This is a genomic window from Roseovarius sp. CH_XMU1461 (assembly GCF_037027165.1).
In the GTDB taxonomy this organism is placed as follows: Bacteria; Pseudomonadota; Alphaproteobacteria; order Rhodobacterales; family Rhodobacteraceae; genus Roseovarius; species Roseovarius nubinhibens.
On the sequence record NZ_JAYMDV010000003.1, the window covers coordinates 135,087 to 158,672 of the forward strand.

26 protein-coding genes are annotated in these 23,586 nt (G+C 64.8%); 17 read left to right on the forward strand and 9 right to left on the reverse strand.

The window, feature by feature from the left end; genetic code table 11:
• Positions 1 to 46: 46 nt before the first annotated feature.
• Entirely contained in the window at positions 47 to 925 is an 879-nt protein-coding gene (locus WA237_RS09900; RefSeq protein WP_336097571.1) for a DMT family transporter, read from the forward strand.
• On the opposite strand, the gene WA237_RS09905 is transcribed toward WA237_RS09900, so the two are convergent.
• The gene (locus WA237_RS09905) at positions 915 to 1,712 is read right to left on the reverse strand and encodes an ABC transporter permease (protein ID WP_336097572.1); all 798 of its coding nucleotides are present in this window, start codon (positions 1,710 to 1,712) and stop codon (positions 915 to 917) included. The two genes, WA237_RS09900 and WA237_RS09905, sit on opposite strands and share 11 nt — an antisense overlap.
• Before the next feature lie 132 nt (positions 1,713 to 1,844).
• Here WA237_RS09905 and WA237_RS09910 point away from each other — a divergent pair, with 132 nt between their 5' ends.
• The 3 genes from WA237_RS09910 (at position 1,845) to WA237_RS09920 (ending at position 4,187) form a co-directional block, all read left to right on the forward strand.
• Complete coding sequence (locus WA237_RS09910; RefSeq protein WP_009814325.1) at positions 1,845 to 2,459, forward strand: GcrA family cell cycle regulator; 615 nt, start codon at positions 1,845 to 1,847, stop codon at positions 2,457 to 2,459.
• 152 nt (positions 2,460 to 2,611) lie between these two features.
• Entirely contained in the window at positions 2,612 to 3,001 is a 390-nt protein-coding gene (locus WA237_RS09915) for a hypothetical protein (protein WP_336097573.1), read from the forward strand.
• Entirely contained in the window at positions 2,994 to 4,187 is a 1,194-nt protein-coding gene (locus tag WA237_RS09920) for an HlyD family secretion protein (protein ID WP_336097574.1), read from the forward strand. Before WA237_RS09915 ends, WA237_RS09920 begins: the two co-directional genes overlap by 8 nt.
• Positions 4,188 to 4,258: 71 nt before the next feature.
• Here the strand turns inward: WA237_RS09920 and WA237_RS09925 are convergent, their stop codons facing one another.
• Positions 4,259 to 6,217 carry an AsmA family protein gene (locus WA237_RS09925; protein WP_336097575.1) on the reverse strand — a complete coding sequence of 653 codons (1,959 nt, stop codon included), beginning with the start codon at positions 6,215 to 6,217 and terminating at the stop codon, positions 4,259 to 4,261.
• A 116-nt stretch (positions 6,218 to 6,333) separates the two neighbouring features.
• On the opposite strand from WA237_RS09925, the gene rimO reads away from it, so the two are divergent.
• On the forward strand, positions 6,334 to 7,704 hold the full coding sequence (gene rimO / locus WA237_RS09930; RefSeq protein WP_336097576.1) for a 30S ribosomal protein S12 methylthiotransferase RimO: 1,371 nt from the start codon (positions 6,334 to 6,336) through the stop codon (positions 7,702 to 7,704).
• Here the strand turns inward: rimO and WA237_RS09935 are convergent.
• Both WA237_RS09935 and WA237_RS09940 read right to left on the reverse strand, forming a co-directional pair.
• Complete coding sequence (locus WA237_RS09935; protein WP_009814320.1) at positions 7,701 to 8,051, reverse strand: YigZ family protein; 351 nt, start codon at positions 8,049 to 8,051, stop codon at positions 7,701 to 7,703. The two genes, rimO and WA237_RS09935, sit on opposite strands and share 4 nt — an antisense overlap.
• Positions 8,051 to 8,770, reverse strand: coding sequence for a M48 family metallopeptidase (locus WA237_RS09940; RefSeq protein WP_009814319.1), 720 nt, complete (start codon positions 8,768 to 8,770; stop codon positions 8,051 to 8,053). The genes WA237_RS09935 and WA237_RS09940 overlap by 1 nt, the downstream gene beginning before the upstream one ends.
• 119 nt (positions 8,771 to 8,889) lie before the next feature.
• Here WA237_RS09940 and WA237_RS09945 point away from each other — a divergent pair, with 119 nt between their 5' ends.
• The 3 genes from WA237_RS09945 to WA237_RS09955 all read left to right on the forward strand — a co-directional run bounded on the left by WA237_RS09945 (position 8,890) and on the right by WA237_RS09955 (position 10,538).
• Positions 8,890 to 9,129, forward strand: coding sequence for a hypothetical protein (locus WA237_RS09945; protein ID WP_286908430.1), 240 nt, complete (start codon positions 8,890 to 8,892; stop codon positions 9,127 to 9,129).
• 117 nt (positions 9,130 to 9,246) lie between these two features.
• Complete coding sequence (locus tag WA237_RS09950; RefSeq protein WP_336097577.1) at positions 9,247 to 9,831, forward strand: nitroreductase family protein; 585 nt, start codon at positions 9,247 to 9,249, stop codon at positions 9,829 to 9,831.
• Entirely contained in the window at positions 9,828 to 10,538 is a 711-nt protein-coding gene (locus WA237_RS09955) for an EI24 domain-containing protein (RefSeq protein WP_336097578.1), read from the forward strand. Before WA237_RS09950 ends, WA237_RS09955 begins: the two co-directional genes overlap by 4 nt.
• Here WA237_RS09955 and WA237_RS09960 read toward each other — a convergent pair.
• Positions 10,522 to 10,788, reverse strand: coding sequence for a DUF1467 family protein (locus WA237_RS09960; RefSeq protein ID WP_009814315.1), 267 nt, complete (start codon positions 10,786 to 10,788; stop codon positions 10,522 to 10,524). The two genes, WA237_RS09955 and WA237_RS09960, sit on opposite strands and share 17 nt — an antisense overlap.
• Positions 10,788 to 11,192, reverse strand: coding sequence for a methylmalonyl-CoA epimerase (gene mce / locus WA237_RS09965; protein ID WP_009814314.1), 405 nt, complete (start codon positions 11,190 to 11,192; stop codon positions 10,788 to 10,790). Before mce ends, WA237_RS09960 begins: the two co-directional genes overlap by 1 nt.
• A 185-nt stretch (positions 11,193 to 11,377) precedes the next feature.
• Here mce and WA237_RS09970 point away from each other — a divergent pair, with 185 nt between their 5' ends.
• From WA237_RS09970 to WA237_RS09980, 3 genes are all read left to right on the forward strand, one after another.
• Positions 11,378 to 12,094, forward strand: coding sequence for a response regulator (locus tag WA237_RS09970; RefSeq protein ID WP_336097579.1), 717 nt, complete (start codon positions 11,378 to 11,380; stop codon positions 12,092 to 12,094).
• A gap of 84 nt (positions 12,095 to 12,178) precedes the next feature.
• A complete protein-coding gene (locus WA237_RS09975) occupies positions 12,179 to 12,901 on the forward strand; it encodes a GNAT family N-acetyltransferase (protein WP_336097580.1) in 723 nt (240 codons plus the stop codon).
• Between the two features lie 65 nt (positions 12,902 to 12,966).
• A complete protein-coding gene (locus tag WA237_RS09980) occupies positions 12,967 to 13,443 on the forward strand; it encodes a hemerythrin domain-containing protein (RefSeq protein WP_336097581.1) in 477 nt (158 codons plus the stop codon).
• A gap of 77 nt (positions 13,444 to 13,520) precedes the next feature.
• On the opposite strand, the gene aspS is transcribed toward WA237_RS09980, so the two are convergent.
• Complete coding sequence (gene aspS, locus WA237_RS09985) at positions 13,521 to 15,305, reverse strand: aspartate--tRNA ligase (RefSeq protein WP_336097582.1); 1,785 nt, start codon at positions 15,303 to 15,305, stop codon at positions 13,521 to 13,523.
• A 318-nt stretch (positions 15,306 to 15,623) separates the two neighbouring features.
• Between aspS and WA237_RS09990 the strand changes: the two genes are divergently transcribed.
• Complete coding sequence (locus WA237_RS09990; RefSeq protein ID WP_336097583.1) at positions 15,624 to 16,856, forward strand: cyclopropane-fatty-acyl-phospholipid synthase family protein; 1,233 nt, start codon at positions 15,624 to 15,626, stop codon at positions 16,854 to 16,856.
• Between the two features lie 79 nt (positions 16,857 to 16,935).
• Here WA237_RS09990 and WA237_RS09995 read toward each other — a convergent pair whose 3' ends face one another.
• Positions 16,936 to 17,409, reverse strand: a complete 474-nt coding sequence (locus WA237_RS09995; protein WP_286908448.1) for a nucleoside deaminase — start codon at positions 17,407 to 17,409, stop codon at positions 16,936 to 16,938.
• Positions 17,410 to 17,472: 63 nt separating this feature from the next.
• On the opposite strand from WA237_RS09995, the gene WA237_RS10000 reads away from it, so the two are divergent.
• Positions 17,473 to 18,279 carry a pseudouridine synthase gene (locus WA237_RS10000; protein ID WP_336097584.1) on the forward strand — a complete coding sequence of 269 codons (807 nt, stop codon included), beginning with the start codon at positions 17,473 to 17,475 and terminating at the stop codon, positions 18,277 to 18,279.
• 3 nt (positions 18,280 to 18,282) lie between these two features.
• Here WA237_RS10000 and WA237_RS10005 read toward each other — a convergent pair whose 3' ends face one another.
• Positions 18,283 to 19,299, reverse strand: a complete 1,017-nt coding sequence (locus WA237_RS10005) for a GlxA family transcriptional regulator (RefSeq protein ID WP_040618040.1) — start codon at positions 19,297 to 19,299, stop codon at positions 18,283 to 18,285.
• A gap of 123 nt (positions 19,300 to 19,422) precedes the next feature.
• Between WA237_RS10005 and WA237_RS10010 the strand changes: the two genes are divergently transcribed.
• The 4 genes from WA237_RS10010 to WA237_RS10025 all read left to right on the forward strand — a co-directional run bounded on the left by WA237_RS10010 (position 19,423) and on the right by WA237_RS10025 (position 23,574).
• Complete coding sequence (locus WA237_RS10010; protein ID WP_336097585.1) at positions 19,423 to 20,250, forward strand: TerC family protein; 828 nt, start codon at positions 19,423 to 19,425, stop codon at positions 20,248 to 20,250.
• Between the two features lie 225 nt (positions 20,251 to 20,475).
• Positions 20,476 to 21,372, forward strand: a complete 897-nt coding sequence (locus WA237_RS10015) for a 5-bromo-4-chloroindolyl phosphate hydrolysis family protein (RefSeq protein ID WP_336097586.1) — start codon at positions 20,476 to 20,478, stop codon at positions 21,370 to 21,372.
• Between the two features lie 25 nt (positions 21,373 to 21,397).
• Positions 21,398 to 22,594, forward strand: a complete 1,197-nt coding sequence (locus WA237_RS10020) for a toxic anion resistance protein (RefSeq protein ID WP_009814303.1) — start codon at positions 21,398 to 21,400, stop codon at positions 22,592 to 22,594.
• 17 nt (positions 22,595 to 22,611) lie between these two features.
• Positions 22,612 to 23,574: a DUF2927 domain-containing protein gene (locus WA237_RS10025; RefSeq protein WP_336097587.1), complete on the forward strand. Its 963-nt coding sequence runs from the start codon at positions 22,612 to 22,614 to the stop codon at positions 23,572 to 23,574.
• Positions 23,575 to 23,586: the final 12 nt, after the last annotated feature.

The window sequence follows — 23,586 nt, forward strand, 5'->3', positions numbered from 1 at the left end:
CGTTTTGTCTCTTGCGAGGGTCAGGGGCGGCTGTCACCGATGGCCCATGACCTCGCGCCCCCAGAACCCTGCCCTTGCCGCCCTGCTCACGCTCTGTGCCGCCGGGTTTATTGCCGCCACCACGCTGATCGCCAAGGCGCTGGGCACCGGCGTTCTCGGGCCGCCGCTGCACGCGCTACAGATCAGCCAGGGCCGGTTTCTCTTTGCCCTGATGGCGCTCTCCGGGGCGGCCTTGGTGCTGCGCCCCCGCTTCACCCGGCCCGCGCTCGTGTTGCATCTGGGCCGGTCGAGCCTCGGCTGGGGCGGGGCGAGCTTTATGTTCGCCGCCGCGGCCTTTATCCCGCTGTCGGATGCCACCGCCATCAGCTTTCTCAACCCGGTCTTCGCCATGCTGCTGGCGGTGCCGCTCTTGGGCGAAAAGGTCGGGCCGTGGCGTTGGACTGCTGCTGCCGTGGCGCTTTGCGGGGCGCTCATCCTGACCCGCCCGGGGGGCGGCGCGCTCGAGTTCGGGGCGCTGCTGGCGCTGGGCTCGGCGCTTTGCCTCGGGGCCGAGCTGATCTTGATCAAGCGCCTGTCGGGCCGCGAAGGCATGATGCAGATTCTCTTGCTCAACAATGTGATCGGGCTGTGCATCGCGACGCTCGCAGCCCTCGCCGTCTGGCAAACACCGACGCCCGCGCAATGGGCGGCACTGGCCGGTCTCGGCGCGCTCATGGCCTCGGGACAGGCCTGTTTCGTCAATGCCATGGCCCGCGCCGATGCCAGTTTCGTGGCGCCATTCTTCTATGCGGCGCTGGCCTTTGCCGCGCTCTATGATCTGGCGATCTTTGGCGTTGTGCCGGATGCGGTCTCGCTCATCGGCGGGGTGGTGATCCTCTGCGGCGCGGGGCTTCTGGCCTGGCGCGAAGGCCGGCTCAGGACTTGAGCCGATAGCCCCGGCGGAACATCAGCCACGCCAGCGCCATGATCCCGAGAACGGAGGCAAAGGCCACCGAGAGCGCCAGCACCGGCGAGGCGTCCGAGACGCCGATGACGCCGAACCGCGCACCGTCGATGAGATAGAAGATCGGGTTGGCATGGGTGATATCGCGCAGCACCGGCGGCAGCGCCTCGACCGAATAAAACGTGCCCGACAGGAACGCCAATGGCGTCACGATGAAATTGGTGATGGCCGCCATCTGGTCGAATTTATTGGCAAAAATCCCCGCCACGATGCCGACACCGCCGATGAATGCCGCGCCAAGCACGACAAAGCATAGCGCCCAGATCGGATGCGCCGGGGCCTGCCCGAGCACCAGCCACAGGCCCAGCGCAATCGCCAGCGCCACGATCACCCCGCGCGCCACCGCCCCCGCGAGATAGCCCAGCACCAGCTCTCCAGCGCTCAGCGGCGGCATCAGCGTGTCGACGATATTGCCCTGCACTTTCGAGATGACAATCGACGAGGAGGTATTCGCAAAGGCGTTCTGGATCACCGCCATCATCAGGATGCCGGGCGCAATGAAATGGGTAAAGGGCACGCCCATCACATCGCCGCGCCGAGGCCCGATGGCGATGGTGAAAATCAGCAGGAACAGCCCCGAGGTCACGAGCGGCGCAAGGATGGTTTGCGTCCAGACCGCGAGAAAGCGTTGCACCTCGCGCCGCGCCAATGTCGCCAGCCCCAGCCAGTTGACCGCCCCGAACCGTCTTTCGCCCATTTGCTGATACATGCTGCCCTCGTGCCGATTCCGTTGCTCGTGCCTTGTAACTTGGCCCCCAGTGATTAGAATAGGCCCTTGACCGGATTTTTCAGGGCGGCAATGCACAGGGGATGTGCCCCGCCCCTTTTGCACGGAGTTACCATGTCCTGGAACGACGAACGCGTCGAGATACTCAAGAAAATGTGGGCTGAAGGGCAATCGGCCAGCCAGATCGCCAAGGAACTCGGCGGCGTCACCCGCAACGCGGTGATCGGCAAGGTGCATCGCCTTGGCCTGTCCAACCGCAATGGCGGGGGCGGCACAGGCGGCGCGAGCGCGGCGACCGAGGCCAAGCCCAAGCCTGCCAAGGCGGCTGCGAAACCTGCGCCCAAGCCCAAGAAGGCCGCCGCCGCTGCGCCGCAGCCCAAGGAAGAGCCCGCGCCCAAGCCCGAGCCCGCCGCAGAGGCCGCGCCGAGCCCGGTGCCCGGCAGCCGGATCAAGCCGATCATCCCGGCCGGTCAGCCCCTGCCGCCGCAGCCTTCGGCCAATGAGATCGACCCCAAGGCGCTGGCCAAGGTCAGCGAAGTCGAGAAGAAGGCCAAGAAGCTCACGCTGATGGAGCTGACCTCGCGGACCTGCAAATGGCCCGTGGGCGATCCCGCGACCGATGATTTCTGGTTCTGCGGCCTGCCGTCGCAAGCGGGCAAACCCTATTGCGAGGCCCATGTCGGCGTGGCGTTCCAACCCATGTCGTCGCGCCGGGACCGCCGCCGCTAAATCTCTCGCAGCGCAACGCGCGCGCTTTGTTTCCATGACCCGGCGGCCCTGACATAAGGGCCGCCGGATCGCATTTGCGCCCCCCATAAATCGTGGACAGCTGGCGGATCGGTCGCTTACCCTTGCAGATATATTTGCAAGAGGAGTTTCCAATGACGACAGCGCATGGTTCCGAACACGCGGCGCCTTTTTGGTTCACCTCCCCCGGCGGGGGCGACAGTCTGGCCTGGGTGGCCTTGGGCGGTCTTATTCTCGCGCTCTACGGGCTGGTGGTGCTCTATGCATCCTTTGACCGCTGGGCCGAACAACGCGCCCATGGCACGCCGCTGGCCAAGACGATCCCGACACTGCTGACAATCGCCTTGCTCTACGAGGTCTTCCCCCTCGGGCATGTGAGCATCCTGCTGCCGCTCAGCGCCATTCTCATCGCGCTGATGGCCGATTGGGCGCGGTTCCATGTGGGCGAGGGTCCTGCCGGCGCGCCCGAGACGCGGCCTCATGACACCGCTGTGGCAACCGGCCCGGAGACCGCCCATGATTGAGCTGCTCCTGACCTCCTTTCCCGTCCTCATCCGCTATATTCAGCTGCGCCTGCGCGGCGAGGCGATGACCATTTGGAACATGAAAACCGCGCTCTACGCCTGGGCCTGCCTCGCCTTCGCGCTGTTCGTGACGATCTTTTACTTTCATCCGAAATCCTACACCGGCCTCGTGCCCTTTCGCACCATCTCGGTCGTGGCGCAGGCCAATGGTCCGGTGACCGAGGTGGCCGTCGAAAACGGTCAGGCGGTCAAGGCGGGCGATCTGCTCTTTCGCATTGAAAACAGCAGCCAGACCGCCGCCCTGACCCAAGCCAAGGCCGAGCTTGCGCAGCTCGACGCCGCCGAGGCCAAGGCCAAGGATGCGCTGACCCTCGCCAAGGCGAGCGTCACATCGGCCAACGCCAGCCTCGCCAAGCTGCAGCAGGATCTCGATCAGGCGCAGACTCTGCTGGACCGCAATGTCGGCACCCAGGACAAGGTGCGCGAGCTGGAGGCGGCGGTCATTTCCGCCGAGGCCACGCGCGAGGCGGCCGAGGCGCAGACCGATGTGGCCGAAACCGATCTGTCGCAAAGCATCCCCGCTCAGCGCGCCGTGGCCGAGGCAGCCGTGCAACGCGCCCAGGTCGAGCTCGATCACACCGAGGTCCGCGCCTATGCCGATGGCACGGTGACGCAGATGGCGATGAGCGTCGGCAGCCCCGCGTCACAGCTGGTGCTGCGCCCGGGTATGGTGATCATTCCCGAACGGGGCGAGGACGCCCATCTGCGGGTGATCGCCGGGTTCCCACAGGTCGCCCGCGCCACGCTTTACGAAGGCATGCCCGCCGAGATCGCCTGCGAAAGCAATCTGAACCTGTCGAACCGGGATGCGGTGTTGCCCGCGCATATCGTGGCCATTCAGCCCGCCATCGCGTCGGGTCAGGTCACCCCCGGCGGCGATCTTCTCGAGCCCAGCGCCCGGGCGACACGCGGCTCGATCCTTGTCTATTTCGAACTGCTGCACCCGGAACATGAGGCGATCATGCTCGATGGCAGCGGCTGTATCATCCAGACCTATACCAACCGTCTTCCCGGCGTTTTCGGTCACGTGATCTCGGCCACCGGGGTGGTCAAGGCGGCGGGGCTGCGGCTCAAGGTCTGGGGCGCGCTCATCGCCGGTGTCGGGCTTGGCGGCGGCGGTCACTGAGCCCTGCCACAGTACAAACAGAAAGGGGCCGCACATGCGCGGCCCCTTTGCTTTGCCCGGCATGACGCCCGTCAGTCAAAAAGCTTGAACAGCTCTTTCTTGATCGTGTCCTCGGCCTCTTTCTTGAGCGTATCCTTGAGATCGCCGCCCTCGGGCACCGTCACCCCAAGTTCTTTCTCGATGGCCTTCTGAACCTCTTGGCGCGCCTCTTCCTTGAGCTTTTTCTTCTCTTCCTTGAAGTTGAGATCAATCGCCGCCTCAAGATCGGGATATATCTTGGGATTGGCCCAAGGCCCCTTGATGCGTACCGGAATGGCGAGACCCTTGCGGCTGTCGCCCTCGAGAAGGCTCGGCGTGAACGTATAGTTCAGATCCTGCGCCCCAAGCCCGATCCGTCCGGTGCCCGTGGCCCGTGCCAGCGGCATCGACATCTTGAGATCGTCGCCCTGCATATTGCCATCCTTGATGGCAAAGCTCGCCGACATCTCGTCAAACACCGTGGTGCCGCCGGTGACATCGCCCGAGCGCATCAGCTTGTCGAGGTCAAAGCCGCTGATCACGCCGCGCCCGGTGCCAAGGCTGAGACTGCCGCTCAGGCTGTTCATGATCGCATGGACCGATTGCCCAACGCCGAGAAAATTGAGCGTCATGTCGCCCGTCGTGGCAAAGCGCGTGATCCCCGCCGCATCGGTGAGCAGGCGCTCCATATCCATGCCGCGCGCGGTCATGCTACCGCCGACCGAGAGCCCGCTGCGGTTGTTGGCGACGAATTCGCCGGAGACATTGCCGCCATAGCCGCTAAGCTCCTTGAGCGTGAACACCGCCCGCGAGTTGTCGACCGGGGCGATCATCCGCGTCTGGCCAAAGTTGAACGTGCCGAGGTCGATGCTCTTGGCCGAAAGCGCAATCTGCGCATCGGCCAGGCCCAACGCGCTGGCATCAATCGGCGCCTTGGACCAGCCGGTCTCCACCGCCGTGCCGGTCTCCTTGGTGCCGGCCTCGCCGTCGCTCTCGGGTGCCAGCGCACTGAGATCGAGCGCGCCCGCGTCAAGCTGGGCCTCGATCCGGGGCCGCGCCCCGCCCGGGATGAAATCAACCCCGCCCGTCAGGCTATTGTGGTCGAGCTTGGCGCTCAGGTTGCGCAGCGACAGCCGCCCCGCCTCGCTATAGGTCAGGTCCCCCGCCACCGATGCCGCCCGGCCAAGCCCCTCTGGCAGGTCGAGCGCCGCTTGCCCCAGCGAGGTCATAAACCGCGAGCTGTCTGACAGATCGGCGCTGATCCGCCCCGCCGCTTGCGGCAGGCTGCTCACCTTGCCGGTGAAATCGACGGCACCGCCCTTGGTGCTGACCTTGGCCGTCAGATCCGACACCGCCCCGTCGATCAGATGATCGAGCCGCGCGATGCGGCCGGTGATCGACACCACCTCCTGCGCGGGCCGGAACGAGGCGTCGATCGTCGCCTCGCCCGTATAGGACGGCCAGCGCATGTCGAAATTCACATCCTTGATCTGCGTGGTGCTGCCCGCCTGATCATCGATATAGGTGAGCTGCGCCCCGGTGATGAGCGCCCGGTCCAGCGTCAGCGCCAGCTGCGAGGATTGCGCCGGTGCGCTCTCGGTCCCGGCGCCGGTGGTGGTGACCCCCTCGACATTGAGCTCCCAGTTGACGCGGCCCGATTTGTCCTTTTGCAACAGGATATGCGGGTTCACCGCCTCGAGCCCGGTGATCCGGATCGCCCCGCCAAAGAGCGCCTGAGGATCGACCCCGACCTTGAAACTGTCGGCCTGAAACATCGGGCCCTTGTCGGACCAATCGGCATTGGCGACGGTGGTGCGCCCGGTGCTGATGCCCAGCACGGGGTAGAAACTGACCTTGGTCTCGCCGGTCATCTCGACCGTGCGCCCGGTGGCCTGGGCGATCTGGTCGGCGGCAATGCGGGCAATGCGCTCGCTCGGCAACAAGAGAATTGAACCGACGGCAATGACCACGAACACAAGGGCCAGCACCATCAGGCGAATGATCCAGCGCATGGGTGGGCCTCCGTCCTGCTCTGCTGTGTCTTTTCGCAATGATGGAAGCCGCGGCCCTGATTTACAATAACCGTTTCACTCTTTCCGGCCCGCCCCGGCATGGTTATATGCCCCCCATGAGCACAAACCCACCCGATCTGCGCCCCGATCTGGCGCGCGCCCGCGTCACCGACACCTCCCGTGCTGGCCAGCCCACCATTGGCATGGTGAGCCTTGGCTGCCCCAAGGCCCTTGTCGACAGCGAACGCATCCTGACCCGGCTGCGCGCCGAAGGCTATGGCATCTCGCCCGATTACTCCGGCGCCGATGCGGTGATCGTGAACACCTGCGGCTTTCTCGACAGCGCCAAGGCCGAAAGTCTCGAGGCCATTGGCGAGGCGCTCAAGGAGAATGGCCGGGTGATCGTCACCGGCTGTCTCGGGGCCGAGCCCGAATATATCACCGGGGTGCATCCCAAAGTGCTCGCGGTGACCGGGCCGCATCAATACGAACAGGTGCTCGACGCGGTGCATGGGGCGGTGCCGCCCTCGCCGGATCCCTTTGTCGATCTGCTGCCCGCCTCGAGCGTCAGGCTCACGCCGCGCCATTACAGCTATCTCAAGATTTCCGAGGGCTGCAATCACAAGTGCAAATTCTGCATCATCCCCGACATGCGCGGTCGTCTCGCCTCGCGCCCGGCCTTCGCGGTGATGCGCGAGGCCGAGAAACTGGTCGAGAACGGCGTGCGCGAATTGCTGGTGATCAGCCAGGACACCTCGGCCTATGGCGTTGACATCAAACATGCCGAGGATCGCGGCCACCGCGCCCATATCACCGATCTGGCCCGCGATCTGGGCTCGCTCGGGGCTTGGGTGCGGCTGCATTACGTCTACCCCTACCCGCATGTGCGCCAGCTGATCCCGCTGATGGCCGAGGGGCTGGTGCTGCCCTATCTCGACATCCCGTTTCAGCATTCGCATCCCGATGTGCTCAAACGCATGGCGCGCCCGGCCCATACCTCGAAAACCCTGACCGAGATCGCCGCCTGGCGCGACATCTGCCCCGACATCACCCTGCGCTCGACCTTCATCGTGGGCTATCCCGGTGAAACCGAGGCAGAGTTCCAGCATCTGCTCGACTGGATGGACGAGGCCCAGCTCGACCGGGTCGGCTGTTTCAAATATGAAAACGTCGATGGCGCGCGGTCGAACGACCTGCCCGATCACGTCGCCGAAGAGGTCAAGCAAGAGCGTTGGGAACGGTTCATGGAAAAGGCGCAGGCCATCTCTGAGGCCAAGCTCGCCGCCAAGGTGGGCACCGTCCAAGAGGTGATCGTCGATGACATCGACGCGGACGGCATCGCCACCTGCCGCACCAAGGCCGATGCGCCGGAGATCGACGGCAATCTCTTCATCGACGAAGGCACCGAGGGGCTCTCGGTCGGCGATCTCGTCTCGGTCACCGTCGACGAGGCCGGCGAATATGATCTCTGGGGGCGGTTGGGCTAAGCCCCTTCCAAATAGGCCCGCACACAATCCTGCACATGGCGGAACCTGTCGCCGCCCAGATGCTTGCCGCCATACCAGCGGGTGACCACGATCACGTGGTCACGCAGCTCTTCGCGCTCGAGCATCCGCAGGATGACCTGGCCCGCGCCCGCCTCGCCGTCATCGCCCTTGAGAGGGCCCGCCTCCGAGAAATCCACCGCCCAGCTGTTATGGGTCGCCTTCGCGAATTTCTTGTTGCGCTTCAATTCCTTGAGGAAATCGTCAACGGCGGCGCGATCCCGCACCGCCGCCCCGGAGACCGCGTATTTCGATCCCCGGTCGCTGATCACGTTGAGAAGCTGCCGCATCAGAGCCCGGCGTTGACCCGGCGCACCGTTTCGATCCGCGACTTGTTGGGCGGGTGGGTGCCGAGGAAACGATCGCCCGGATCGGGGATCTGGGTAAAGAACTCGGCCCCGCGCACCGGGTTATAGCCCGCATAGCGCGTGATCACTGTGCCCAGCGCATCCGCCTCGAGCTCGTGATTCTTGGAATAGCTGCGCGCGCCGACATTGGCGCCGAGATCCGCCGCCGCATCGACATTGCCCGAGCTTGCACCGGTGAGCGCCGCAAGCCCGCCGAGGATGATCGCCCCGGCCATGGCATTGTTGCGCTGCTGGTCGAGATGGCGCTCGATGTGATGCGCCGCCTCATGGCCCATCACAAAGGCCAGTTCGTCATCATTGCGCACCTGCGCGATCATCGGCAGGTTGAAGGCCAAGATCGGCCGCCCCGATTTGTCGATGGTCTGGAACGCGTTCGGCGATTTCTGCGGGCGATCGTCGATCACCACTTTGAAATCACAGTTGAGGTTCGAGGTCTGTTGGCGGCACATCCGCTCGGCCACCGGCTCGACGCGGGACACCACGGTCTTGAACCGGCTCACCTGCGCGGCGGTCGGTGTGGTGGCCTTGCTCTGGGCCGATTGCGCCTGCGGCTGGCTCGGCTGCGGGCTGGGCGACTGGGTCGTGGTGGTGCTCACGCATCCCGCAAGAACGAGAAAGCTGGCACAGATCAGTTTACGCATGGAAACCTCGGTTCTACTTGGTCGCTGAATAATCTAGCACGGATCAACCCACTTGCCAGTGCCTTCGCGCGGGACGCTGACATCTTGCAATGATCCGCCAAGCAGGTCAGGGTAAACCCATGTTTTCCATTGAACACGAATTCGACTCCACCGTGATCACGCTCGTCGACGAGGGCGCTGCGCCCTTGCAGGAAGACGTGATCATCAACGCCTTTGAGGAATGCGTGACGCTCACCCAGTTTGACGCGCGCACGGATCAAAGCATCACGATCACCCTCTCGGTGAACCAGCTGCAGGATCTCGCCGCTGCGCTCGATCTGCCCGAAGGCGTCTATCAGCGCGCCCGCCAGCCGCGCTAGGCCAGCCGCGCTAGACCAGTCGCACGAGACCGGCCCGCCGCCACAAGGGCTTGACCCCGGACCGCCCTGCCCCGACATACGGGACATTGCAGTTATCATAGAGGCGGACCCCATAGCATGACCGATCAAAGCCCGGCCCCGGCCGTGATGGAGTTTCTTCTCAGCCGCCGGTCGCGCCCGGCCAAGCTCTTGCAAGCGCCGGCCCCGGATCGCGCCGCCCTCACGCCCATTCTCGCCGCCGCCGCCCGCACCCCGGACCATGGCAAGCTGGTGCCGTGGCGCTTTGTGGTGCTCGAGACGGCAGCCCTACGGCGGCTCGGCGATCTCGTGGCAACCTGTGGCGCCGCCAGCGGCCGCTCGGACGAAGACATCGCCAAGGCCCGCGCCTGCTATGACAGCTCGCCCCTCGCCGTGGTGGTGATCGAGGCGCCGAAACCCTCGGACAAGATCCCCGAGATCGAACAGACCTATTCCGCCGGGGCCGTCTGCCTCGCGCTGCTCAATGCCGCGCTGGCCTCGGGCTGGGGGGCGAACTGGCTCACCGGCTGGCCGGTCTTCGACCGCCATTTCGTCGAGGCGGGGCTCGGCCTCAACACCTCTGAGCGGGTCGCCGGGATCATCCATATCGGCACCGCCGAGACCGCCCCGCCCGACCGGCCCCGCCCCGATCTGGCAGAGATCACCACCTGGATGGACGCATGATTTTCACAAGCTTCTTCAAGGCGCTGGGCCAGCTCAGCGATCCTCGGTTCCGACGCGTCTTCTTTCTCGGCATCGGGCTGAGCTTTGCCCTGCTGATCGCCGTCTACGCGGTCTTCCTCGCCTTTCTGCAATGGTCGCTTGGCGAAGGGGCAGAGCTGCCGATCATCGGCCATGTCACCTGGGTCGATGATCTGCTGAGCTGGGGCAGCTTCTTTCTGATGTTGCTCCTGTCGGTCTTTCTCATGGTGCCGGTCGCCTCGGCCATCACCTCGCTCTTTCTCGAAGACGTGGCGCAGGCGGTCGAGGACCGGCATTATCCGGACCTGCCCAAGGGCCGCAATGTGGGCTTTTGGGACGGGCTGCGCGACACGGTGAATTTTCTCGGCGTGCTGGTCGCCGCGAATATCCTCGCGCTGATCCTCTACATCCTGTTCCCGCCCGCCGCGCTCTTTATCTTCTGGGCGATGAACGGGTTCTTGCTCGGGCGCGAGTATTTTCAGCTCGCCGCCATGCGCCATGTCGGACGCGACCGCGCCAAGGAGCTGCGCCGCGCCCATATCGGCCGGATCTGGATCGCCGGCACGCTGATGGCGATGCCGTTGTCGATCCCGCTCGTGAACCTGCTGGTGCCGATCCTCGGGGCCGCCACCTTCACCCATATCTTCCACGCGGTGACGCGCAAAAGCGGGCTCACCCCATCCGGTTGAACCAGTCGATGTCGCGCACCGTCACCGTGCCGGTGAGGATGACATAGGCGCAAATGGCCCAGATCACAAAGGCCACGCCAGTGGTGATCCAGGCCTTTTTCTTGATGTGATGTTGCTGCGGCGATCCCGAATGGGTGCCCTTGACCACTTCGCCCGCCTCGCCCTGCGTCTGGATGCGGATGGGCAGCGCCACGAGAAAGGTCATGGCCCAGATCACCACATAGAGGACAAGACCGGAGACGGGGCCCATCAGACCTGCTCCAGCTCGACGAGGCAGCCGTTGAAATCCTTCGGATGAAGGAACAGCACCGGCTTGCCATGAGCGCCGATCTTGGGCTCGCCCGAGCCAAGCACACGGGCCCCCGTCGCCTTGAGATGGTCGCGCGCCGCGAGAATGTCATCGACCTCATAGCAGACATGGTGAATGCCGCCCGAGGGGTTCTTTTCAAGGAACCCGTTGATCGGGCTGTCATCGCCCAACGGGTAGAGAAGCTCGATCTTGGTGTTCGGCAGCTCGATGAAGATCACCGTGACGCCGTGGTCGGGCTCGTCCTGGGGCGCACCCACCTTGGCGCCGAGCGCGTCGCGATATTGCGCAGCCGCGGCGTCGAGATCCGGCACGGCAATGGCTACGTGGTTCAGGCGTCCGATCATGGTCAGGCTCTCCCTCGGAATGGTTCTGTCGGCGTTTCTTATGAAACTCCGCGCCTCCCATGACAAGGGTCCGTGGCGGGGCGAAGCGCCGCAGCCCCGCGATTAACCTCGCGTTCACCATCGCTCTGCCATGCTGCGACTCGGCCCAGACTGCACCGCGGCCCAGACAACATCAGGAGACGGTCATGGATGACATTGCTTGCTTTCACCCCGCTCAGGCGCCCAACGCGGGCCGACCGTTGCTGGGCATGACGATCCTCGCCGTTGAGGATAGCCTTTACGCCAGCGATGCGCTCCGGCTCATGTGCCTGCACAGCGGCGCACGCATCCGTCGCGCCGATTGCCTGCGCTCGGCGCGGCGTCACCTGCAGGTCTACCGCCCTTCGGCGATCCTCGTCGATCTCGGCCTGCCCGATGGCGCGGGTGAGGATCTCATCTCGGATCTGAGCACCGCCCTGCCCCGTGTCGCCGCCATCATCGGCACCAGCGGCGATGAGGGCGCCGCCTCCCGCGCCATGCAGGCCGGGGCCGATGCCTTCCTGCCGAAACCCGTGGCCAATCTCGGCACGTTTCAGAATATCATTCTCAACGCCCTGCCCCCCGACAGACAGCCCAGCGGCCCGCGCCCCCTGCGCGACGAGGTGATCCATCCCGACCCGATGGCCTATCGCGACGATCTCGGGCATATCTCGCTGCTGGTCGAGGACACGCTCAGCCCCCGGATGATCCGCTACATCAGCCAGTTTCTCATCGGCATCGCCCGCGCCGCCGAAGATAACGAACTGCTGCTCTGCGCCCAGAGCCTGTCCGAGACGCTCGACCGCAAGGAAAGCCCGGCACGCACCCTCGCCCATCTGGCCGCGCTGTTGCAAGAGCGCGTCGCCGACCGCGCCGCGATCTAAAACCGCGCGCCGCTTGGCGGATAGCGCTTTAACCGCCCGCCGCCCCGGCCTAGCATCGCTGTCGCATCCCAAAGGAGGATCGGCATGAAGAGCGACCGCCCCATCGGCCCGGTGATCGAGAACTGGACGCCCCCGCCCGCCCCCGAGGCCGGGCTCGTGTTCGACGGGCGCTATGCCCGGCTCGTGGCGCTCGACGCCGATGCCCATGCCGCGCTGCTCTTTCGCGCCTTCGACGGCCATGACTGGATCTGGGATTACATGCCGGTCGGCCCCTTCGCCTCGGCCGCGCAGTTTCACCGCTGGATGCGCGAGGCCACGCAATCGCGCGACCCGCTCTTCTTTGCCATCCAGAACAAGGAAACCGGCGATTGGGGCGGCTTTGCCTCCTACCTGCGCATCACCCCGGCCTCGGGGAGTATCGAAACCGGCTCCATCGCCCTCGCCCCCTGCCTGCAGCAAACCCGCGCCGCCACCGAGGCGCATTTTCTCATGATGCAATGGGCCTTTGACGCGGGCTACCGGCGCTATGAATGGAAATGCGACGCGCTCAACCGCCCGTCGCGCCGCGCCGCACAGCGCCTCGGGTTCAGCTACGAGGGCCTCTTCCGACAGGCCACCGTGGTCAAGGGCCGCAACCGCGACACCGCCTGGTTCGCCGTCATCGACAAAGACTGGCCCGCGCTCGCAGAGGCCTACCGCCTCTGGCTCGACCCCGGCAATTTCGACGCCGACACCCGCCAGCACGAATCGCTCTCCGATCTCACCCGACTGGTTCGCGTCGCCGACGATCCCTCGCTCACCGGCTGATCTCCGCGCGGGAACCCGCCGCCCCTCGCCTGCGTTGCATGGCAAAGCCAGCCGAGGAGAGACCCATGCCAGATATCTACACCGCCCTGAAATCCGACCATGACGCGCATCGCAAGCTTCTGGACCGGATCGAGGACACCAGCGGCGCCAGCGAAGACCGTCAGGACGCCTGGACGCAGCTCTACATGGATGTCAAAAGCCATTCCGCCGCCGAGGAAGAGACGTTTTACTCCAAGCTCATCTCGAAAACCTGGGGCCAGGACAGCGCCCGCCATTCCGTGCATGAGCATCAGCAAATCGACGACCTGCTCGAAGAGCTCAACGAGATGGACATGAGCCAGGGCGCCTGGCTGCAAAAATTCAAGAAACTGCGCCATGATTACGAACATCACATCGACGAGGAAGAAGACGAGGTGTTCAGCCGCGCCCGCGAGGTCATCCCCGAGGACGAAATCGAAGGCTATGGAAAACGCTTCCAAGAGCGCAAGGACAAGGAGCTCGGCCTGATCGCGGAAAAACGCGAGGACAGTCTCGAAGACTGACCCTCAGGCCGCACGCCCCCCAAGAACGCCAAAGGCCGGGTCCCTGACCCGGCCTTCTCGCATCTCATCGCCCAAGATCACTCTTCGCGCGGCATTACCCGAAGCCCCAGCTCCATGAGCTGATCGCTGGTGGGCTCCGACGGCGCGTTCATCATCAGGTCTTCGGCCCGCTGGTTCATCGGGAACATGATGACTTCGCGGATGTTTTCCTGATTGGCCAAAAGCATCACGATCCGGTCGATCCCGGCGGCACAGCCACCGTGCGGCGGCGCCCCGTAATGGAAGGCGTTGAACAGCGCGCCAAAGCGGCTCTTGACCTCGTCCTCACCATAGCCCGCCAGCTCGAATGCCTTGAGCATGATCTCCGGCTTGTGGTTCCGGATCGCGCCAGACACAAGCTCATAGCCGTTGCAGGCAAGGTCATATTGCCAGCCCTTGACCGCCAGCGGATCGCCCTCAAGCGCCGCCATGCCGCCCTGCGGCATCGAGAACGGGTTATGCTCGAAATCGATCTCGCCGGTCTCTTCATCCTTCTCGTAGATCGGGAAATCCACGATCCAGGCAAAGGCGAACCGGTCCTGATCGGTGAGGCCGAGCTCTTCGCCAATCACATCGCGCGCCTTGCCGGCCACGCGCTGGAACGCATCGGGCTTGCCGCCGAGGAAAAACGCCGCATCGCCCTCGCCGAGGCCGAGCTGCTGGCGGATCGCCTCGGTCCGTTCGGGGCCGATGTTCTTGGCCAGCGGGCCTGCCGCCTCCATGCCGTTTTCGCCCGCCCGCCAGAAGATATAGCCCATGCCGGGCAGACCCTCTTTCTGGGCAAAGGCGTTCATCCGGTCACAGAATTTGCGGCTGCCGCCGGTCGGCGCGGGGATGGCGCGGATCTCGGTGCCGTCTTGCTCAAGCAGCTTGGCAAAGATCGCAAAGCCCGAGCCGCGGAAATGCTCGCTCACATCCTGCATCTCGATCGGGTTGCGCAGGTCCGGCTTGTCGGTGCCATATTTGAGCATCGCGCTCGCATAAGGGATCTGCGGCCAGTCGCCCGGCGCATCGACCTTGCGGCCGCCGCCGAACTCTTCGAACACGCCCGCAATCACCGGCGCCACCGTGTCGAACACATCTTGCTGCTCGACAAAGCTCATCTCGAGGTCGAGCTGATAGAAATCGGTGGGCGAACGGTCGGCGCGCGGGTCTTCATCGCGGAAACAGGGCGCGATCTGGAAATACTTGTCGAAGCCCGACACCATGATCAGCTGTTTGAACTGCTGCGGCGCCTGCGGCAGCGCATAGAACTTGCCCGGATGCAGACGGCTCGGCACGAGGAAATCGCGCGCGCCCTCGGGGCTCGACGCGGTGATGATCGGCGTCTGAAACTCGCGGAACTTCTGGTCCCACATGCGGCGACGGATCGAGGCCACCACATCCGAGCGCAGCGTCATGTTGCGCTGCATCGCCTCGCGGCGCAGGTCGAGATAGCGATAGCGCAGGCGGGTTTCCTCGGGATATTCCTGATCGCCAAAGACCAGAAGCGGCAGCTCCTGCGCCCGGCCAAGCACTTCGACATCGCGGATATAGACTTCGATCTCGCCGGTGGGCAGCTTGGGGTTGATCAGGCTCTCGGCCCGGGCCTTGACCTCGCCATCGATGCGCACACACCATTCGCTGCGCAGCTCTTCGACCTGCGAAAACACCGGGCTGTCAGGATCACAGAGCACCTGGGTGATGCCATAATGATCCCGCAGATCGACGAACAACACGCCCCCGTGGTCGCGGATGCGGTGCACCCAGCCGGCCAGACGAACGGTCTGACCCACATGGTCCTTGTTGAGATCGGCGCAGGTGTGGCTGCGATATGCGTGCATGATGCTGTCTCCGGGCGCCTCGCGGGGCGCGGGTCTGAGTGATCCTTGGTCGCGCCGATACACCTTGCCCACGGCCTAAAGTCAAGGGCACCGGGGCATTCCAAGGCCAATCCTCTGGCAATCCATGGCCAATCCACGGGCATTCGTGCCACGCACGCCACCCGCAAAAAAGTTAGCAAACCGTTTACAGAACGCTCTCTTTGCGCAAAAATGCTCTTCGATTTGAAAGACGTCCTGCAAATTCCGGGGGCTGTCCGGCAACGACTCCTCTGGAACGGCGCGCAATTCCCGCCCGCCGCTTTGGGAGGAGATCGGACCATGTGGGTACAGGTATTCGACGCGTTTCTCGAACATTTGATCCGGCAGGGACGGCTCACCGTGACCCTGCCCAGCGGCCGCACCCAGAGCTATGGCTCGGGCCAAGGCGCGCCAGAGGTGGCGATCACGCTGCATGACGACACGCTGCCGCGCAAGATCGTGCTGTCGCCCGACATGGCGGTGGGCGAGGCCTATATGGATGGCCGCCTGACCATCGCCGGAGACGATCTGCGCGGCTTTCTTAGCCTCGCGCTGATCAATATCCACGCCCAGGGCCAGCCCTGGTTCCGTCGCCCGCTCGAATATCTCCGCGTGGCGCTGCGCCATCTCAAACAGTTCAACCCCGCCAGCCGCTCGCGCGCCAATGTGGCGCATCACTACGATCTCTCGGGCGAGCTCTATGATCTCTTCCTCGACGCCGACCGGCAATATTCCTGCGCCTATTTCCCTGAACCAGGGATGACGCTCGAGGCGGCGCAAGAGGCCAAGAAACACCATATCGCCCGCAAGCTGCTGATCGAGCCGGGGATGCGGGTGCTCGACATCGGCTGCGGCTGGGGCGGCATGGGGCTCACGCTGGCGCGCGACTATGGCGCCGAGGTCACCGGCATCACGCTCTCCACCGAACAGCACGCCATGGCCAACCGCCGCGCCGAAGAGGCCGGCCTCGCCCAGCGCGCCAAATTCCTGCTCACCGATTACCGCGACATCAGCGGCGAATTTGATCGGATCGTCTCGGTGGGCATGTTCGAACATGTCGGCGTGCCCCATTACGAGACCTATTTCCGCAGCCTGCGCCAATTGCTGACCCCCGAGGGCGTGGCGCTCATCCACACCATCGGCCGGTCCGAGCCCCCCGGCTCCACCTCGCCCTGGATCACCAAATACATCTTCCCCGGCGGCTATGTCCCCGCCATGTCGGAAACCCTGCGCGCCATCGAACATCAAAAACTGGTCACCACCGATGTCGAGGTCTGGCGGCTGCATTATGCCGAAACGCTGAGCCATTGGCTCAGCCGGTTCGAGGACAATATCGACCGCGCCCGCGCGCTTTATGACGACCGGTTCTGCCGGATGTGGCGCTATTACCTTCTGGCGAGCGAGCTCACCTTCCGCCATGCCACGCAAGTGGTGTTCCAGTTCCAACTCGCCCGCGACCAGCGCAGCGTGCCGCTGACCCGTGACTATCTCTACCGTGATGCGGGGCTGAGCACCCGGCGCGCCGCCGAATAAAGGCCCCGCGCGGACTCCCCTCCCGCGCCTTGGGTATTTTCCAACCAGAAAGAGGCCCACGCCCCGCCTCTTTCTGGTTCTAAATACCCTCTGCTCCGGTCGCGCCTCGACGCGCGGCAAAGAAGGCGCGAAGCAGCGCCTCGCTCTCGGCCCCGCCGATCCCGTCGTAGATCTCGGGCACATGGTGGCATTGCGGGTGGCTGAAGACCCGCGCGCCATGGGCCACGCCGCCCGATTTCGGATCGCCCGCGCCATAATAGACCCGCGCCACACGAGCCGCAGAGATGGCGGCGGCGCACATGGCGCATGGCTCGAGCGTCACATAGAGATCGCAGCCCGTCAGCCGCTCGACCCCGAGCGCCGCACAGCCCGCCCGGATCACCAGCATCTCGGCATGGGCCGTCGGATCATGGCCCGCGCGCGTCCGGTTGCCATCGGCGGCGATCACCGCCCCATCCGGCCCTACCAGAACCGCGCCCACGGGCACTTCGCCGCGGGCGGCGGCGGCGCGGGCCTCATCGAGCGCCCGGTCCATATGGCTGCGAAATGTCATCCGTGCTTTTTGCCTCGCTTCCCCCACTACCGCAAGCCGGATGGATAGGGTAAGGGACGCAGCATGTCAGAGACTCCTCCTCCCGGCGATCGGATCGCCAAGGTCATCGCCCGTGCCGGCCTCGCCAGCCGCCGCGAAGCCGAACGCATGGTCGAGGCCGGCCGTGTGACGGTCAACGGCCGCAAGATCGACAGCCCCGCGCTCAATGTCACCCCGAGCGACAAGATCACCGTGGACGGGCGTGCCCTCGCCACGCCCGAGCCGCCGCGGCTCTGGCTCTATCACAAGCCCACCGGGCTGGTGACCACCACCCGCGACGAACAGGGGCGCGACACGATCTTCGACAAGCTGCCCGAAGATCTGCCCCGGGTGATGAGCGTCGGACGGCTCGACCTCAATTCCGAGGGGCTGCTGCTCTTGACCAATGACGGCGGCATCAAGCGGCGGCTGGAACTGCCGTCGACCGGCTGGCTGCGCCGCTACCGGGTGCGGGTCAATGGCCGCCCCAGTGACGCGACGTTCGAGCCGCTGCGCAAGGGTGTGACGCTCGAAGGCGAGCGGTTTCAGCCGATGCAGGTGACGCTCGACCGTCAGCAAGGCGCCAATGCCTGGATCACCGTGGCCATCCGCGAGGGCAAGAACCGCGAGATCCGCCGCGCCATGGAAAGCGTCGGGCTGAACGTCAACCGGCTCATCCGGGTGTCCTACGGCCCGTTCCAGCTCGGTCAGCTCAAATCCGGCGAGGTCGAGGAAATCCGCCCCCGCGTGATGCGCGAACAGCTCGGCCTGACCGAGGAAGAGGCCGGGCGCACGCCGGGCCCTCAGGCCAAGGCCAAGCCGCGCGGCAAACCGCAGCGCCGCCGCAAGTAACCCCTAACCCGGTGTCACGCTCCAGCTGCGGCGATAGGCGCCGGGCGGCTTGCCATAGCGTTTGCGGAACCGCGCCGCGAGCAGCGACGTGCCGGAAAACCCGGTGGCCGAGGCGATCTCGGCGATGCTCATATCCGTCTCATTGAGCAGCGCATGGGCCCGCGCGATTCGCAGGTCGATGTAATATTCCACCGGCGACACGGCAGTGTGCTGTTTGAAAAGCCGCTCCAACTGCCGCCGCGACACGCCCACCTCCTCGCTGATGCTGAGAATGTCGCGCGGCGTCTCGATATTCTCCTGCATCAATCGGATGGCCGCGATGAGATGCGGGTTGCGGCTGCCAAGCGCGGCTGAATAGGCAGATCTCTGCGCCACGCCCTGCGCGCCGCTGCGCGCATGCAGGCACATATCGGCCACGATCAATGCCAGTTCCTTGCCGTGATCGCGTTCGATCAGCCCGAGCATCATATCGGTCGCCGCGCTGCCGCCGCCACAGGTGACAAGCCCGCGATCGGCCTCAAAGAGATGCCCGGTCGGCTCGAGCCTTGGGAAGATTTCGACAAAAGACGGCTGATTTTCCCAATGCAGGGTAAAGCTCCGGTCGCGGATCACCCCGGCCCGGGCCAGCGCAAAGGCCCCGGTGCAGATGCCGCCCACCGCACAGCCATGGGCGTCCTGCCGTGCGATCCAATTGACGATGCGCGGCGAGGCGGTGCCCGCCGGCTCGGTGCCACCACAGACAAAGGCCGCCGCATTGCGCGGCACATCGACCAAGCCGCTGTCGGGGGTGATATGCACACCGCAGGAACAGGTCACCGGCGCGCCATCCTCGGTCATCAGAAACCAGCGATAGAGCGCCTTTCCCGACACCTGATTGGCGATGCGCAGCGGCTCGAGCGCCGAGGTAAAGGCGAGAAGCGTCAGCCGCGGCAAAAGCAGGAAATGGTAATCCTTCGGCGGCCCGTCATAGGCCACCTGCAGGCTCGCGGCCCCTTTGGAGATGAAATTCCGTTCCGTCATGACCGCCTGCTTTAGCATCCTTGTGGCATTCGGCCTATAGGCCGCCGCGCGTTTCGTTTTGTCTTAAAGCGACGTCTGCGCTACATCACCCATCATACGCGTAATTATCTCCGGAGCGGAATTATGGCCGACCTTCTGACCATCGAGAACCTGGGTAACCTGCTGATGTTGTGTTTTTTGCAGGCGGTTCTCGGCTTTGACAACCTTCTCTACATCTCCATCGAGTCCCAGCGCGCACCGGTGGCGCAGCAACGCGCCGTGCGCTTTTGGGGCATCATCATCGCGGTGGCGCTGCGGGTGGTGCTGCTCTTCGTGATGATCAGCCTGATCGACAAGATGGCCGAGCCCTTCGTGGTGTTGAACTGGGTCGGTATCCTCGAAGGCGGGGTGAATTTTGCCACCTGTGTCTTTATTCTCGGCGGCGTTTTCATCATCTACACGGCGGTCAAGGAGATCAGCCATATGCTCAGCGTCGAACATCTGCACACCGATGTCGAAGGCAAGAGCGGCAAATCGGCGGCCAAGGTGGTGATGCTCATCGTCTTCATGAACCTAATTTTCTCGTTCGATTCGGTGCTCTCGGCGCTGGCGATCACCGATGTCTTTGCGGTGCTGGCGACGGCGATCATCCTGTCGGGCGTGGCGATGCTGGTGCTGGCCGACAGCGTGACGCGCTTTCTCGAAAAGAACCGGATGTATGAGGTGCTCGGCCTCTTCATCCTGCTGATCGTCGGTGTGGTGCTCTTGGGCGAGGCCGGTCAGGCCGCGGCCCATGCGATGCATGACGACACGCTGGCGCTCAAGTTCTTTGGCTATGAGGTGGTGCCGATGTCGAAGACGACATTCTACTTCTCGGTCATCGTGCTTTTTGCAGTCGAGATCATCCAATCCGGATATACCCGCAAGCTCAACGCCGAGCGCCGCGCCCAGCAAGGCGGCGCCCGTCACTGAACAGGCCACTTGAGCGGGTCAAAGGCTCGACGGCAAGAGACAGCGGCGGGGGCGATGTTTCGCCCCTGCCAATCTTCCCCCTAGCAAGCCTGCCTTGCATCCCCTAAGTTATTGACGAGAAACCAAGGCTTGTGGGGGTTGAATGTCGGGAACCGGGTTGCAGAAACTGGCCTTTTTTCTGCTTGTCATATTGATCCTCTATGTGACCGTCGCAGGAGGCGTGTGATGGCGCAGAGATATGGCGGCAAATATAGCCCCGACCCCACCGACACCGACCCGACCGAGACCACCCCGGACATCGGCACCTATCGCGATGCGAAACGCACCCGCGCCGGGGGCCGCGTCAATTTCCTCTTCCTCGCTCCGCTGCCGCTGATCTGGCAGGCCTTTGGCAACGGCGCCTCCGCCATGGCGCTTAACCTCTTGGCATTGGGCGCTCTTTTGCTCGCCGCTTGGCTCACCCGCGAGGGCATCATCGCGCAAGAGGCCTATGACGCCCGCAAGGTGGCCCGCCGCCCCGGCGTGCCGCGCAAGATGGCCGGCTCGCTGCTGACCGGGATCGGTCTCGGCCTCGCGGGCTTTGCCGCAGGCGGTGGCACGCTCGCCGCGCTGGTCTATCTGGTGGCCGGCACCCTGCTGCACGGCTTTGCCTTCGGGCTCGACCCGCTGCGCGACAAGGGGATGGAAGGCATCGACCAGCATCAGACCGACCGCGTCGCCCGCGTCGTCGATCAGGCCGAGGCCCATCTCGCCGCCATGCGCGACGCGATCCTGCGCTCGGGCGACCGTCAGGCCGAGGCCCGCGTCGAACGGTTTCAGACCAAGGTGCGCGAGATGCTGCGCACGGTCGAAGAGGACCCGCGCGATCTCACCGCCGCCCGGCGCTATCTCGGCGTCTACCTCAAGGGCGCCACCGACGCGACGATCAAATTTGCCGATATCTACGCCCGCTCCCGCGATGCCGGCGCCCGGTCGGACTACATGATGCTGCTGACCGATCTCGAAGAGAATTTCACCGCCAAGACGCGCAAGCTCTTGCAAGACAACAATTCTGACCTCGAGATCGAGATCAGCGTCCTGCGCGACCGCCTGCAGCGTGAAGGCATCCATCTGGACAGCTAAGTACCCCGAGTTGAGAGGACCCGTTATGTCACAAAGCACCCGCGCCAAGGCCGAGGCCACATTGGCCGAAGTCGAGCAAGTCAGCGCCATGATCCTGCCCGAACCCGCCGACGCCAACGCGGTCGTGCCGCTGCAAGAGGCCGATCAACCGACCAGCGCCGCCATCCAGAAACGGATGGACGAGATCAACATGTCGGACACCAATTCGATCGTCTCCTTCGGCTCCGCCGCTCAGGCCGAGCTGCAGGAAATCTCGCAATCCATGCTGCAGGGCGTCCGCAACAAGGACGTGGGCCCGGCGGGCGACAGCCTGCGCTCGATCGTGACCACGATCCGCGGCTTCTCGGTCTCCGAACTCGACGTGCGCCGCGAACGCAGCTGGTGGGAAAAACTGCTCGGCCGCGCCGCTCCCTTCGCCAAGTTCACCGCCAAGTTCGAAAGCGTGCAGGGCCAGATCGACAAGATCACCGACGATCTGCTGAGCCATGAGCACACGCTGCTCAAGGACATCAAATCGCTCGACCTGCTCTACGAGAAAACCCTGCAATTCTATGACGAGCTGGCGCTTTATATCGCCGCTGGCGAGGAAAAGCTGCGGGTGCTCGACACGGTCGACATCCCCGCCAAAGAGGCCGAGGTTGAGGCCGCGCCCGAAAAAGATCAGGTGATGAAGGCGCAAGAGCTGCGCGACCTGCGCGCCGCCCGCGACGATCTCGAACGCCGGGTGCATGATCTCAAGCTCACCCGCCAGGTGACCATGCAATCGCTGCCCTCGATCCGCCTCGTGCAGGAAAACGACAAGAGCCTGGTGACCAAGATCAACTCGACCCTCGTCAACACCGTGCCGCTGTGGGAAACCCAGCTGGCGCAGGCAGTCACGATCCAGCGCTCCGCCGCCGCCGCCGCCGCGGTGCGCGACGCCAATGACCTGACCAACGAGCTGCTCACCGCCAATGCCGAAAATCTGCGCGAAAGCAACAAGATGATCCGCGAAGAGATGGAACGCGGCGTGTTCGACATCGAAGCGGTGAAACAGGCCAATGCCGATCTCATCGGCACCATTCAGGAAAGCCTGCAGATCGCCGACGAAGGCAAGGCCCGCCGCGCCGCCGCCGAAGAAGAGCTCAAACGCATGGAGACCGAGCTGCGCGACACGCTCGCCTCCGCCAAGGCCCGCCGCGACGGCACCGGCGACAACGCCGGCACCGCGGTCCCGAGCTGATCTTGGCGGGGCCGGGGATGACCATCACGGGGCGCAGATCCGTGCGGACGGGGCTCTTGGCGGCGTGTTTCGCGCTCGCCGCCTGCCTGCCCGCCACGCAGGCGCCCACGCCCCCGGCCCCGGCCCAGCCCACGGCGCTGCGCCCGCCGAGCGCGGCCCAGCCCGCCACGCAACAGCCCTCCGCCTATAGCCAGTCGCTGGCGCAGCGCTACGCCCGGCTCGAACAGCATCTGCAATCGCAGGGGCTGCTACGCACCGATGGCGGCGGCCCGGACACGGTCTTTACCGACACGGACGTGCTGCGCAATTTCGAACGCATCGCCTTTTACGACGAACATACGGTGAGCGGCGCCCGCGCCGCCAACCGCCCCGGCGCGCTGCGCAAATGGACCGGCCCGGTGCGGGTCTCGACGAGCTTTGGCTCGACCGTCCCCGAGGCCCAGCGCGCCAGCGACCGCGCGATGGTCGCGGGCTTCACCCAGCGCCTCGCCCGGGTCACCGGCCATCCCGTCTCGATGTCCGCCAACGCGCCCAATTTCCACGTCTTCTTCATGACCGCCGATGACACGCGCGAGGCCCAGGCGCTGCTGCGCTCGGTCTCGCCCAATGTGAACTCGGCGACGCTCTCGCTCATCGCCAACCTGCCGCCCTCGATCTATTGCCTCGTGACGGCCTTTGGCTCGAACGACAGCCGCTACAGCTACAGCCGCGCGGTGGCCTTCGTGCGCGCCGAACAGCCCGAGCTGATGCGCCGTTCCTGCGTGCACGAAGAAATGGCCCAAGGCATGGGCCTCGCCAATGACAGCCCCCGGGCACGGCCCTCGATCTTCAATGATGATGACGAGTTCGCCCTGCTCACCACCCATGACGAGCTGCTGCTCGGCCTGCTCTACGATCCCGCCCTGCGCCCCGGCATGGGGATCGACGAGGCTCGGCCGATCCTGCGCCGCCTGACCGCCCGCGCCATGGGCAACAGTTAACCCAGAGGAGAC